This is a genomic window from Caldicellulosiruptoraceae bacterium PP1, from assembly GCA_041320695.1.
Taxonomy (GTDB): domain Bacteria; phylum Bacillota; class Thermoanaerobacteria; order Caldicellulosiruptorales; family Caldicellulosiruptoraceae; genus JBGGOQ01.
The window spans coordinates 307143-321902 of sequence record JBGGOQ010000001.1 but is presented as its reverse complement, the minus strand read 5'-3'; the positions used below and the strand labels follow the sequence as shown (position 1 = coordinate 321902).

Here is a 14760-nt window from a genome sequence, read left to right as displayed (position 1 = left end):
ATTTAACTTCTTTTAAATCGCAATTTATATTCATTAATAGCAGTTTTCAACAATTCTTCAGTTTCAGGTATTAAATCTTTAGTTTGTATAATAGATTCATAGATTTGTGAATAATTATTCTGAATAAATGAAACTAATCCATCGTTAAATTCTCTTACCTTTTCAAGTTCAATATCAGAAAGATATCCATTATTAACTGAATACAATATTACTATCTGATACCAAACAGGTAAAGTTTTGTATTGAGGTTGCTTTAGTGTTTCAACTATTCTTTGCCCTTGTGCAAGTCTTTCTCTTGTTGCTTTATCAAGCTCAGAACCAAATTGAGCAAATGCTTCTAATTCCCTAAACTGAGCCAAATCGAGTCTTAATCTTCCAGCAACTTTTTTCATTGCTTTTATTTGGGCATTTCCACCAACTCTTGATACGGAAATACCTGCATTAATGGCTGGTCTAATACCTGAATAAAATAATTCACTTTCAAGATAAATCTGTCCATCTGTTATTGAAATAACATTGGTAGGTATATATGCAGAAACATCTCCAGCTTGAGTTTCAATTATTGGTAAAGCAGTTAATGACCCGCCACCCTTTTCTTTACTTAACTTAGCAGCTCTTTCTAATAGTCTTGAATGCAGATAAAAAACATCACCAGGGTAAGCTTCCCTTCCAGGTGGTCTTCTAAGTAAAAGAGACATTGTTCTGTATGCTACTGCATGTTTTGATAAATCATCATAAATTATTAATGCATCTTTACCTGATTCCATGAATTCCTCTCCAATTGCACAACCAGCGTATGGTGCCAAAAATTGAAGTGGTGCGGAATCACTTGCTGTTGCAGAAACAATAACAGTATAGTCCAAAGCACCTTTTTCCCTAAGTGTTTCAACTATTTTAGCAATTGTTGATGCCTTTTGACCTATTGCAACATAAATACAATATACACCTTGGTCTTTTTGATTAATTATAGTATCTATTGCAATAGCTGTTTTACCAGTCTGTCTATCACCGATAATTAACTCTCTTTGTCCTCTACCTATAGGAATCATTGCATCTATTGCCATTATACCTGTTTGTAATGGTGTTTTAACGGGTTCTCTTTCAATTACACCAGGGGCAATCCTTTCAACTTCTCTAAATTTACTTGAATCAATTGTACCTAAACCGTCAATTGGTTGTCCTAATGCATTAACTACTCTTCCTAAAAGTGCTTCACCAACTGGAACTTGAACAAGTCTACCTGTTCTTTTAACTATTGTACCTTCTTTTATTTCTCTTTCGTTACCTAATATAACACATCCTATATTATCTTCTTCAAGATTTAATGCCATACCATATATATTATTTGGAAATTCAAGTAATTCTCCCGACATACAGTTGTCAAGTCCATGTATACGTGCTATACCATCACCTGACATTATGACAATTCCGACATCACTTGTTTCAATTTTCTTTTCATAATTTTTAATTTGTTCCTTTAAAATGGAAGCAATTTCATCAGGTTTTATTGTAACATCAAGCACTTTTTATCACCCCTAAATAACTTTTTGGATTAGTTGTTTTTTAATATTTTCTAAAGTTCCGAAAATAGATGCATCAACCTCAATATTATTAAAGTAAAGTTTAATTCCTCCAATAAGTTTCTTATCTATCTTAATCTCAAATCGTGGTTTTTCTATGTTGTAATTTTTCTTTAACCATTTTGATATTTTTTCCAAAATAGTATTATTTAAATCAATAGGTGTAGATATCACAACATCAACAAAACCATTAATTTTATCATATAATATCTTGTAATAATAAGGAATAAAGGGTAATAATATTTCCCTTTTTTTGTCAATTAGAATATATAATAAATTGAGTGAATATCTATCAATCTTGTTTTTAAATAACCTATCAATGATATTTTTTTTCTCTTCTTTTTTTATATTTGGTGAAATATAAGCGTTAAGAAATTGTTTATCTTTACACACTATACTAATTAAATTCATATCATTCATAAAAATATCTAATTTGTTTGTCTCCTTGGCAAGTTCAATTAATCCTTCAGCGTATCTTTTAGCAGCTATCATTATGCAACCCCTGCCTCATCAAAAATATCCTCAACCATTTTTCTGTTTTCTTCGGTTGATAAATTCTTTTCGATTACTTTAGATGCAGCAGAAAGTGCTATTGAAACAAATTGATTCTTTAATTCATTTATTTGTCTCTTCTTTTCAACTTCAAGCTCTTTTTTAGTTGTTTCAATTATTTTTTGAGCATCTAACTTTGCTTGTTCGATTATTAATGAAGCTTGTTTTTGGGCTTCTTGTGTTGCTTTTTCTATAATTTCATTTGCTTTGGTATAAGAATCATTTAAAATTTTTTGACTTTGTTCTTTAAGCTCAATAGCTTCTTCTTTGGATTTAGATGCAAACTCGAGTTGTTCTTGTACCATATCAGTACGTTTATCCATAAACTGTGTTATTCTATTAAATAATAAAAATTTAAAAACTATAAGTAAAATAATAAAATTTATTATAGACCAAAAAACAGTGCTTTTAAAAAATTCTATATCAAAATTCATGGAAAAAACACCTCCATGTTAAAAATCTTTAAAATAGATTTTACGCTCTCCAAAAATATTTGGAGAGCGTAATGACATTAAAATATAATACATATTTATTAAGCTTTGCCAACTAATTGGAATGCAATTATAAGAGCATAAATAGCAACAGCTTCTGCTAAAGCAGCACCAAAACCAAAAATAACTAATATTCTACCAAATGATTCTGGTTGTCTACCAACTGCTTCTGAAGCTTTACCTGTTGCTATTCCTATACCTATTCCGGCACCTAAACCTGCTAACATTGCTATACCAGCACCTATTCCATTCATTATAAACACCTCCAAATTTTAATCTTCTAATGCTTCATGTAAATATATTAAGGATAAAAAAGTAAATACTAAAGCTTGTAATACGCCATCAAATATATCAAAATATATTGATGCAGCTGCTGGAATTACAACTGGAATTATTTTTGAATGAAGTAACTTATCATAGATTAATTCCATTATAATAACTCCAGCAAGAATATTACCAAATAGTCGTGCTGATAATGATAATGTTCGTGTTAAATAGTCCAATACTTTAAATGGAAACATAATAAATATTGGCTGAAATAACCATTTAAACCATCCAATAGGTCCTTTTAGTATAATTGATGATAGCAATAATACTGTTATAGACATTAAACCAAAACAAGCTGTAACTTCTAATTTGCTTGTAGGTGGTTTTAACCCAAATAGACCAAGCAAATTCATTCCTAATAAAAATAAAAATAGTGTTCCTAAATATGGTGCAAATATTCTCCAATAGTGTCCAACAAATTCCTTTGTTATTCTGTTAAAAGAATCAACAATAAGTTCACCAATTACCTGCTTACCTTTAGGAATTAGTTGTAAGTTGGATGATAGGATTACTGCTAATAATATTAAAAATGCCATAACACCCCACATCTCTATTACTGCACCATATACTTTAAGTCCTCTACCTATTGGTATAGTAAATATAACCTTACTTAGAAAATCTGTTGACTCATGCAACAACAATCACACCCTTTCGTTTCTCTTTGAAAAGAGTGATATAAGTAAAAATATTGGATAAGTAAATAAAGCTAAAAAAAACCCATCTAATAATAATTTTGATATCTTTGAAAAAATAATTGAAATAATAATAAGCATTGCAATAACATTTATATGAATAACGATAAATATTATTGCAGACTTAATATTTGTTTTTAATATGTCTTTTATTAATATAATTAGTGTAATAAATATTAAATCAAGCAATAAAATAGCAATTAAATAACCAATAAATTTTATTAATCCAAAAGCAAAAAAAACAAAAATGGATATTAAAATTGATAAAGTTAATAATAATGTTACCGTCTTTCTCATTTCGCATTTCCATAATTTATATTTAAGTTATTAATAGATTACACCCAAATTTTAAAAAATTCAATATCTTATTTTAAAATTTTTTATTCCCACTCAATTGTTGCTGGCGGTTTTGTTGTAATATCATATACAACTCTATTAACATACTTCACATTATTTACAATCTCATTTGAAATATTTTCAAGAACATCAAAAGGTATTTTAGCCCAATCAGCAGTCATACCATCAATACTAGTTACAGCTCTCAAAGCAATAGTATAGTCATATGTTCTTTCATCACCCATTACACCAACACTTTTTAGGTTTGTTAAAACGGCAAAGTATTGCCATATATCATTTTCTAAGCCGGATAGTTTTATTCCTTTTCTAAAAATATAGTCTGCTTCTCTCAATATTTCAAGTTTTTGCTCTGTAATATCACCTATTATTCTAATAGCAAGGCCTGGACCAGGAAAAGGTTGCCTATTTATAATATTATCTGGTATACCTAGCTCAGTTCCTACTTTTCTTACTTCATCTTTAAATAATTCTCTTAGTGGTTCGATTATTTTATCAAATTTCATTCTTTCTGGAAGTCCACCAACATTATGATGACTTTTTATTATTGCTGCATCACCAATGCCACTTTCAACAACATCAGGGTAAATTGTTCCCTGTATTAGAATATCAATATTACCTAATTTTTTAGCTTCTTCCTCAAAAACTCTAATAAATTCTTCACCTATTATTTTTCTTTTTTTCTCTGGATCTGTGACTCCTTTTAGAGCTTGTAAAAATCTATCCTTTGCATCAACTTTTATTAGATTCATATCAAAACGACTAAATGTTTCCATTACTTCATCAGCTTCATTTTTCCTTAATAAACCATGATCAACAAAAATACAATATAAATTCTTTCCAATTGCTTTACTTACTAAAACAGCAGCAACTGATGAATCAACGCCACCTGATAAGGCACATATAGCTTTTTTACCATCTATTACATTTTTAATTTCTTCAATTTTATCTTTTATGAAAGATTGAGTTTGCCATAATCCTTTACATTCACATATATTGTATAAGAAATTTTTAATTATTAAAGAACCATTCTCGGTATGAACTACCTCTGGATGAAATTGAACACCATAAATATTTTTTTCAGTATTTTCAATAGCAGCTATTGGGCAGTTTTCAGTTGAAGCAATAGAAGAAAATCCATTTGGTAATTCTTCAATAAAGTCTGTATGACTCATCCAACAAATTGAATTTTCGTTTAATCCACTTAAAAGTTTTGATTGTGTATTATATTTAATTTTTGTTTTTCCATATTCTCTAAATAAAGCTTTAGAAACCTTTCCGCCTAATAAATGGGCAATTAATTGATTACCATAACAAATACCAAGTATTGGTATTCCTAATTCAAATATTTCATTTGATATTGTAGGAGCATTTTCACTAAACACACTTGATGGTCCACCAGTAAAAATAATTCCTTTTGGTGACTTACCTTTTATCTTTTCTATTGATGAGTTGTAAGGAAGAATTTCGCAATAAACATTTGCTTCTCTTACTCTCCTTGCAATTAATTGATCGTATTGGCCACCAAAATCAAGAATAATAATAATTTCATTATTCAATGATATCATTCCTTTCTAATAAAGTAGTTCGAAAATATAAAGAATTGAAGGTAAAGTAATTAACGCTATTGAGGTTGTAAGCATAATTGATTTGACAGCATATTCACTGTCAGAATTATATCTATACGCCAAAACAGAACTTATTGTAGCAGTTGGCATAGCAGTTTGCATTACCATTATTAACTTTGTAAATCTATTTATATCAAATAATGATAAAAAAAACATTATAGAAATGGGAAGTAATATCATTTTTATTAGAATAATACTGTAAATTGAATACGTTTTAAATGCTTTATTGAATGAAACATCTGCTAATAAACATCCAATAAATAGCATAGATAAGTAAATAGTTGTTTTTCCTAATGGGTTAAAAGCATCATATATAAACTTAATCACTATATTGTCATTTAAATTAAAAAGTCCTTTTATTAAAAATACTAAAAAACCTAATAATATTGATATTGAGTTAGGATTTAGAAAACCACTTCCATTATTATGTCCATTATGCTTATTCATTAATCTTACGCCTAAAGACCATGATAGAAAATCATGCATTATATTATATGATGCAGCATAGAAAATACCTTTTTCACCATATAGAGCTAATAATAATGGATATGCTAAAAATCCTGTATTTCCAAATGATGAACAGAAAATATGGCTATACTTAGTTTTTCCTTCAAGCTTAAATATTTTTGCTGAAACATATCCCATTAAAATCAGAAACGAAATAATAAAAAAAGCTGAGATAATTAATATTATTACGTCATGAAGTATATTTATTGAAAATTTTGTATTAGAAATTGTTGTAAAGAGTAATATTGGGGCAGTAATTTTTACAATTAATGTGCTTATTGAATCTTTAACATTTTCATCAATGATTTTTTTCTTATATGTAATGTACCCAATAAATATAACAAAAAATAAATAAATAATATTCTTTAAAAGTATAAAAATTTCTGTTTTCAATTATGATGTCACCCTTTTAATTTATTTTTGAGAATATATATTTATATATTATATATAAAACTATTAATAAATTACAATATAAAAAAGACTGTTAGCAAAAAAATTTGCCAACAGTCATCAAATTATTCACTAATATCAATTTCCTCAATTTGCTCAGAAGTATTTGTAAGTTTTTCTTTCATTTTATTCAACATCTCTTTCGCCATTTCAGAAGAGTATTTTTCCATTGCAAAGACAGGCTGTGTTGTCGGGGTTGATGTTTTTACAAGTCTAATTATCTTTAGCTGAGGATTTGCTTCTGTTGATGGTTTGACTTTTGCATTAAATAATACATAGTCAGCATATCCTTGTTTAAATGCACCTATTGTAACTTCTGTAAATGGTTGAGTTGAAATATTATTACTATCTTTTGCTATACTAAATGTTACAACTCCAGTTTTACCATCTTTACCAGTTCTTAATAGTTCTTGTTTATTTGATAAAACTACATCTACACCTTCGATAGGGTTATTTGTTTTGCTATCTACTACAAGTATTTGAAGGTATCCTTGTTCTGTATCTTGATTAACTACTTCTTGTGTAAGTGTATTTGTTGTATCTTTTGATACTTGATTTGTTTTTAAGCTTTTGTTAGTAATAATTCCAACAAGTGCTATAACAAATATTGCAAGTATTGTTACTGCAAGAAACCTATTTGAAACTTTACTTAACAAATTAGCTCCCTCGCTTAAAATATTTTCTACTAAAATATATTAAATTTAATAATTGATTATCACAAAATGTTTATATATATTTTTATTTGGGTATTATAATTTTGATTATTAATAATAAAATTGGAGGGGTTATTATGAGCTACATAAAACTAAAAGATAATATTTATATGGTTGGAGTGCAAGATCCAAATCTGCGGATTTTTGATATTATAATGCATACTAAATATGGTACATCTTATAACTCTTATCTTATTCTTGGTAGTGAAAAGATTGCATTAGTAGAAACAGTTAAAAATAAGTTTTTTGATCAATTTTTAGATAATGTAAAACAAATTATTGATCCTGTTAAGATAGATTATCTAATTGTAAATCACACAGAACCAGATCACTCAGGCTCTATAGAAAAATTGCTTGACATAAATCCAGACCTCAAAATATTTGGTAGTAGTGCTGCTATTAAATTTTTGAAAAAAATATCTAATAAAGAGTTTGATTCAGAAATAGTAAAGGAAAATGATATTATTGATTTAGGCAATAAAACAGTAAAATTTATTTCAGCTCCTTTTTTGCATTGGCCAGATTCAATATATAGCTATGCCATTGAAGATAAAATATTATTTACTTGTGATTCCTTTGGATGTCACTATAGTTCAAATTGGATAGATGATAAATCAGTGCTTGAAAAAGATAGAGAAGGATTTTTGGATGCATATAAGTATTATTATGATGTAATTATGTCACCATTTAAGAACTATGTTTTACAAGCTATTGATAAAATTAAGGATCTTGATATTGAAATTATTGCTACAGGACATGGGCCAATTTTGAAAAAAGAAAAGGACATGTTAATAAACTTATACAAAAATTGGTCAGAAGATCTAATTAATAAGCCTGAAAAACCTTATATTGTTATTGCTTATGTTTCAGCTTATGGATATACAGAAATGATTGCAAAAGAGATTGAAAAAGGAATTAAAAGTCATGGTATTTTTGATGTTTTTGTTTACAATGTAATAGAAAATAATATAAATGAGATTATTAATAAAGTTTACAAAGCAGAAGGAATACTTTTTGGATCTCCAACTATAAATGCAGATGCACTGCTTCCAATTTATGAAATATTAATAAGGCTTAATCCGATAGTTCATTCTGGAAAGCATGCTGCAGCATTTGGATCTTATGGTTGGAGTGGTGAAGCTGTTGGCAATATAGAGAATAGGTTGAAACAATTAAGATTTAAGTTATTTGAACCAGGACTTAAGGTTAATTTTAAACCTAACACAGATGAACTGAAGAAAGCATATGATTTTGGTTTTAATTTCTCTGTAACTGTTGCAGAAAAGCTAAATATAAAATAATGTGAAGCTGGTGTTGAAATGAAAGAATACGACGTAATATTGATTGGTGGGGGTGCCTCATCAGTTTCTTGTGCCGAAGAATTACGAAGATTAAATAAAGATGTTTCAATTTTAATAATTAGTGATGAGGATATATTACCATATTATAGAACAAAGTTACCATCACTTATAAACAAAGATATTGATGAGAAGTTTTTTATTCATAATAAAGATTGGTTTAAAACAAATAATATAGATATTTTACTAAATATGAAAGTAACCAAGATTGAGAAAGAAGAAAATGCTGTATTTTGCAATGAAATAAAATTTAAGTATAAAAATTTGGTAATATGCAGTGGTGCAAATCCGCTTGAAATATACAATATTACCGATCAAAAAATAGCTGACAGAATTTTTTATCTAAGAAATTATAGAAATTTGATTCAATTGAAAAATATACTTAAAGATGTAAAAAATGTAGTAATAATTGGTTCCGGTTTATTAGGACTTGAGATTTCTCATGAATTGGCTACAAATTATAATGTCAAAATAATTGAAATATCTTCAAGGATACTACCAAAGCAATTAGACGAAAATGCATCAAAATTATTAGCAAATATTCTTTCTTCAAAAGGTATTAAACTTTATTTTGATTCAAAAGTAGATAAAATAAATTATACTAATAACAGATTACAGCTAAGATTAGAAAATGGAGATATTATAGATACAGACATTATAATAATAACTGTTGGTGTAAAACCAAATATTGATTTTATAAATGATATAAATATGAATAAATATGGTATTATAATTGACAATTTTGCAAGAACAAACATTAGTAATATATATGCTTGCGGAGATGTTGCAAACTTTAATTCACCAAATCCAGGTACTTGGAATTTTGCAGTTGAAACAGGAAAATTAGCAGCTAATAACTTATTAGGTTATGCAAAAATTTATATGGCTCAAAGTTATCCATATTTTCTTAATGTATTTAATATTCCTGTTGTTTCAATTGGAGACGTTAATGATATAACTGATGCTAATATATTTGAATATATTGATGAAAGTAAAAAGATATATAAAAAAGTAATAATTAAAGATAAAAAAATACAATCATTTGTTATTCTAAATGATATGAAACTTTCATCTATTCTTTTAAGTAAATACAAAAACAATGAAATTATTGATGGAAACCCATTATAAAACAATTATAAAAGGGACTATCCAGATGGTTGGATAGCCCCTTTTATATTAGTTTACTTATTGAATTTTACCTAAACATTGTAAATAAAACTCTAAAATTTTGTTCATAGACAGCTTTTTTTATCTTTTTAAAAGCGTATTATTTTCAAGTATCTCTTTTAAAAATAATCCGGTATATGATATTGGATTATTTGCAATCTCTTCGGGAGAACCAAAGGCTATAACCTCTCCGCCTCTATCTCCTCCTTCTGGTCCAAGATCAATAATATAATCTGCAACCTTAATTACGTCAAGATTATGTTCTATTACGACAACAGTATTACCCATATCTACTAGCCTTTGAAGAACACCAATCAATCTATCTATATCAGCCATATGAAGTCCAGTTGTTGGCTCATCAAGAATATACAATGTTTTCCCTGTACTTTTTCTTGATAGTTCTGTTGATAATTTAATTCTTTGAGCTTCACCACCAGATAAAGTTGTAGAAGGTTGTCCAAGCTTTATATAGCCTAATCCAACGTCGTATAAAGTTTGAAGTTTCGATTTTATTCTTGGTATATTTTCAAAAAAATCAAGTGCATCTTCAACAGTCATTTCTAATACTTCAGAAATATTTTTATTTTTATATTTAACTTCAAGTGTTTCTCTATTATATCTTTTTCCTTTACAAACTTCACAAGGGACATAAACATCTGGCAGAAAATGCATTTCAATTTTTACAATCCCATCACCGTTACATGCTTCACATCTTCCGCCTTTTAAATTAAAGCTAAATCTCCCGGCTTTATATCCTCGCATTTTCGCTTCGGTAGTTTGAGAAAATACATCTCTAATAAGATCAAAGACACCAGTATACGTTGCAGGATTAGAACGAGGTGTTCTCCCAATTGGAGACTGATCAATATTTATCACTTTATCAAAATATTCAAATCCTAATATCTTATCACATTTACCTGGTACTAAATTTGATTTATTTAATACTGAAGAAGCTGTCTTATAAAGAATTTCATTTATTAATGAGCTTTTTCCTGAACCAGATACACCAGTAATACATGTAAAGAGACCTACTGGTATTTTAACATTTATATTTTTTAGATTATTTTCTTTTGCTCCGATTATTTCAATCCATTTACCACTAATACGTCTTCTTTCATTTGGAATTTCAATTTTCCTTTTGCCAGACAGATATTGACCAGTTAATGATTCCTCACATGATAGAATATCTTCTAAAGATCCTGCAGCTACTACTTTGCCACCATGTTCTCCTGCTCCAGGTCCTATATCAACTATATAATCAGCATTTTTTATAGTTTCTTCATCATGTTCAACAACTATTAAAGTATTTCCGAGGTCTTTTAAGTGTTTTAAAGTTTTGATAAGTTTAACATTATCTCTTTGATGAAGTCCTATGCTAGGTTCATCAAGAATATATAAAACACCAACCAAACCAGACCCTATCTGTGTTGCAAGTCTAATTCTTTGAGCTTCACCGCCTGATAATGTTCCTGCTGAACGTGATAATGTTAAATAATCCAAGCCTACATCAATTAAAAAATTAAGTCTTGAAAATATCTCCTTCATAATTGGTTTGGCAATTATCTGATCTCTATTGGTTAGTTTAATATTAGTTATAAAATTCTGGATTTCTAATATATTCATATCAGTAATATCAGCAATTGATTTTCCATCAATCAATATAGATAATGCCTCTTTTTTTAGTCTTTTACCATTACATTCTGGACAGTCAACTGAACTCATTAATTCTTCAATCTCTTGTTTCACATATTCTGATTGAGTTTCCCTATACCTTCTTTCAAGATTGTTAATAATTCCTTCAAAACTTGAGGTATATGAACCACGCGGAGTTACAATATTTAATTTTTCATTTGTGCCATAAAAAAATATATCTAATACTTTTTTAGGTAATTGATTTATTGGAGTATCAATTGAAAAATTATACTCTTTTGATAATGCTTGCAATATAAAGCCAGCAATAGAATTTGGATCAGCAAAGTTCCAACCACATACGTTAACTTGATTTATTGGTAAACTTTTGTCTGGTATTAATAAATCTGGATTTATCTTTTTTAAAACACCTAATCCAGTACATTTTGGACAAGCACCATACGGAGTATTAAATGAAAATAATCTAGGACTAATTTCTTCAATAGAAATTCCACAATCAATACATGCAAAATTTTGTGAAAAAATCATATCTTTTTCATTATTAACATTTATTATTACAATACCACCTGATAAATTTATAGCTGTTTCTATTGAACCAGTCAATCTAGATTCAATTTGAGGTTTTACAATTATTCTATCAATCACAATCTCTATATTGTGCTTTTTATTTTTATCAAGTTTTATTTCATCTTCCAATTCATATATATTATTATCAACTCTAACTCTTACAAAACCGCTTTTTTTAAGGTCCTCAAATTGTTTTGAGTACTCACCTTTTCTTCCTCTAACAATTGGTGCTAATACTTGTATTTTTGTACCTTCACTTAATTTGAGTATTTCATCAACTATTTGGTCAATGGTTTGTTGAGATATTGGTTTTCCACATTTATAACAATGAGGTTTACCAATTCTTGCAAATAATAACCTTAAGTAATCATATATTTCTGTAACTGTACCTACAGTTGAACGTGGATTTTTTGATGTTGTTTTTTGGTCAATAGAAATTGCAGGAGAAAGCCCTTCAATATATTCTACATCAGGTTTCTCCATCATTCCTAAAAATTGCCTTGCATATGAAGATAGTGATTCAATATATCTTCTTTGACCTTCTGCATAAATTGTATCAAATGCCAATGATGATTTACCTGAACCAGAAAGCCCAGTAAAAACAATCATTTTATCTCTTGGTAATTTTAAATCTATATTTTTTAAATTATGCTCTTTTGCACCTTTTATAAAAATAAAGTCTTTTGACATTAATAACCTTCCTCCGAAAAAATCAATCTATATTTGTTTTTTTAATTCAAATATTTTATCTCTAATATTTGCTGCTTTTTCAAATTCTAATTCAATAGCATATTGCTTCATCTGTTTTTCTAAATCCTTTATCATTTCTAAAATCTGGTCTTTTGTAAGATTTTTCTCAATTCCTTTTACCTCAAATGGTATTTCATCTTCAGCTACAAGTGTTGCTTCAATTATTTGTCTAATTCCTTTTGTAATAGTCTTTGGAATAATATTATTTTGAATATTATATTCAATTTGAATCCTTCTTCTCCTATTTGTTTCATCAATAGCTTTTTGCATAGCTGTTGTAATATTATCAGCAAACATAATAACCTTTCCATCGACATTTCTAGCTGCTCTACCAATTGTTTGTATAAGAGATGTTTCAGAACGTAGAAAACCTTGCTTGTCAGCATCTAAGATTGCAACTAATGACACTTCAGGTAAATCTAATCCTTCCCTTAATAAATTTATTCCTACCAGCACATCAAACTTTCCAAGTCTTAAATCTCTAATTATTTGCATTCTTTCAATTGTATCAATATCAGAATGAAGATATCTTACCTTAATGCCAACATTTTTTAAATAATCAGTTAAGTTTTCGGCCATTTTCTTAGTTAATGTGGTAATTAAAACCCGTTGATTTTTTTCAACACACTTTTTTATTTGGTCTATTAAAAAATCAACTTGTTTTTCAGTTGGTCTGACTTCAAGTTCAGGATCTACTAATCCAGTCGGTCTTATTATTTGCTCCACAATAACACTTGATTTTGATATTTCATAATTAGCAGGAGTTGCACTAACAAATACTACTTGGTTTAATTTATTTTCAAACTCTTCAAATGTTAATGGCCTATTATCATATGCAGATGGCAATCTAAATCCATATTCTATTAAGATATCTTTTCTTGCTTTATCTCCATTATACATTCCTCTTACTTGCGGTATAGTAACATGGGATTCATCGACAAACAATAAAAAATCTTTTGGAAAATAGTCTATTAAAGTGTAAGGTGCAGAACCTGGAGGTCGACCGGTAAGATGCCTTGAATAATTTTCAATACCTTTACAAAAACCAGCTTCTTGAAGCATTTCAATGTCATATCTTGTTCTCTGTAATAACCTTTGAGCTTCTAACAATTTTCCCTGTTTAGTAAACTGATCAACTCTTTCTTTCAACTCCTCTTCAATACTCTTAATAGCTAAATTCATTTTATCTCTTGTTGTTACATAATGAGAAGCAGGGAATATTGCAGCATGGATAAGTCTTCCGATTATTTCTCCAGTTATTACGTTAAATTCGGTAATCCTTTCTATTTCATCTCCCCAAAATTCCACTCTTATCGCTTTATCAGAATATGAAGCAGGAAAAATTTCAAGTACATCTCCTCTAACACGAAAAGTTCCTCGTCTAAAATCAATATCATTTCTAATATATTGCATTCTTATTAATTCTTTAATAACTTCATCTCTATCTTTAACCATCCCAGGTCTTAAAGAAACAGTTAAATTTTTATAATCATCTGGACTTCCCAAACTATATATACAAGATACACTTGCTACTATAATTACATCATTTCGTTCAAATAAGGCTGATGTTGCAGAATGTCTTAATTTATCAATTTCATCATTAATAGATGAATCCTTTTCAATATATGTGTCAGTTTCAGGTAAATACGCTTCAGGCTGATAATAATCATAATAACTAACAAAATACTCAACAGCATTGTTTGGGAAGAACTCCCTAAACTCACTACATAATTGTGCTGCTAAAGTTTTGTTATGAGCAAGAACCAAAGTTGGTTTTTGAACATTTTCTATTACCTTAGCCATTGTATAAGTTTTACCTGAACCCGTAACACCTAATAATGTTTGATATCTATTACCTTTTAAAATACTTTCAGTTAATTCGTTTATAGCCTTAGGCTGATCACCTGAAGGTTTGAAATCTGATATTACTTGAAATTTATTCATAATAAATCACCAATTATATTTTATATTAAC

Annotated in this window: 13 protein-coding genes; 2 read left to right on the top strand and 11 right to left on the bottom strand. The window is 28.3% G+C overall.

The features are described from left to right. Window positions 1-2: 2 nt before the first annotated feature. The 9 genes from atpA to ACAG39_01540 all read right to left on the bottom strand — a co-directional run bounded on the left by atpA (window position 3) and on the right by ACAG39_01540 (window position 7237). Entirely contained in the window at window positions 3-1523 is a 1521-nt protein-coding gene (atpA, locus tag ACAG39_01580; protein ID MEZ0535919.1) for a F0F1 ATP synthase subunit alpha, read from the bottom strand. A gap of 12 nt (window positions 1524-1535) precedes the next feature. Beyond that, window positions 1536-2072, bottom strand: a complete 537-nt coding sequence (gene atpH, locus ACAG39_01575; protein ID MEZ0535918.1) for an ATP synthase F1 subunit delta — start codon at window positions 2070-2072, stop codon at window positions 1536-1538. After that, window positions 2072-2566 carry a F0F1 ATP synthase subunit B gene (gene atpF, locus ACAG39_01570; GenBank protein ID MEZ0535917.1) on the bottom strand — a complete coding sequence of 165 codons (495 nt, stop codon included), beginning with the start codon at window positions 2564-2566 and terminating at the stop codon, window positions 2072-2074. Before atpF ends, atpH begins: the two co-directional genes overlap by 1 nt. Before the next feature lie 98 nt (window positions 2567-2664). After that, window positions 2665-2877, bottom strand: a complete 213-nt coding sequence (atpE, locus tag ACAG39_01565; GenBank protein ID MEZ0535916.1) for an ATP synthase F0 subunit C — start codon at window positions 2875-2877, stop codon at window positions 2665-2667. Window positions 2878-2895: 18 nt separating this feature from the next. Then, window positions 2896-3585 (bottom strand): F0F1 ATP synthase subunit A, encoded by a 690-nt coding sequence (locus ACAG39_01560; GenBank protein ID MEZ0535915.1) that lies wholly within the window; start codon window positions 3583-3585, stop codon window positions 2896-2898. A 6-nt stretch (window positions 3586-3591) separates the two neighbouring features. Then, window positions 3592-3939, bottom strand: coding sequence for a hypothetical protein (locus tag ACAG39_01555; GenBank protein ID MEZ0535914.1), 348 nt, complete (start codon window positions 3937-3939; stop codon window positions 3592-3594). Between the two features lie 83 nt (window positions 3940-4022). Next, entirely contained in the window at window positions 4023-5555 is a 1533-nt protein-coding gene (gene guaA / locus ACAG39_01550; GenBank protein ID MEZ0535913.1) for a glutamine-hydrolyzing GMP synthase, read from the bottom strand. A 15-nt stretch (window positions 5556-5570) separates the two neighbouring features. Then, window positions 5571-6524, bottom strand: coding sequence for an AEC family transporter (locus ACAG39_01545; protein ID MEZ0535912.1), 954 nt, complete (start codon window positions 6522-6524; stop codon window positions 5571-5573). Between the two features lie 122 nt (window positions 6525-6646). After that, window positions 6647-7237 (bottom strand): hypothetical protein, encoded by a 591-nt coding sequence (locus ACAG39_01540; GenBank protein ID MEZ0535911.1) that lies wholly within the window; start codon window positions 7235-7237, stop codon window positions 6647-6649. Between the two features lie 134 nt (window positions 7238-7371). Between ACAG39_01540 and ACAG39_01535 the strand changes: the two genes are divergently transcribed. Continuing rightward, a complete protein-coding gene (locus tag ACAG39_01535; GenBank protein ID MEZ0535910.1) occupies window positions 7372-8595 on the top strand; it encodes an FprA family A-type flavoprotein in 1224 nt (407 codons plus the stop codon). Between the two features lie 18 nt (window positions 8596-8613). After that, window positions 8614-9780: an NAD(P)/FAD-dependent oxidoreductase gene (locus tag ACAG39_01530; GenBank protein MEZ0535909.1), complete on the top strand. Its 1167-nt coding sequence runs from the start codon at window positions 8614-8616 to the stop codon at window positions 9778-9780. Between the two features lie 120 nt (window positions 9781-9900). On the opposite strand, the gene uvrA is transcribed toward ACAG39_01530, so the two are convergent. Continuing rightward, on the bottom strand, window positions 9901-12726 hold the full coding sequence (gene uvrA, locus ACAG39_01525) for an excinuclease ABC subunit UvrA (protein ID MEZ0535908.1): 2826 nt from the start codon (window positions 12724-12726) through the stop codon (window positions 9901-9903). Window positions 12727-12753: 27 nt separating this feature from the next. Further along, window positions 12754-14730, bottom strand: coding sequence for an excinuclease ABC subunit UvrB (gene uvrB / locus ACAG39_01520; GenBank protein MEZ0535907.1), 1977 nt, complete (start codon window positions 14728-14730; stop codon window positions 12754-12756). Window positions 14731-14760 lie beyond the last annotated feature (30 nt).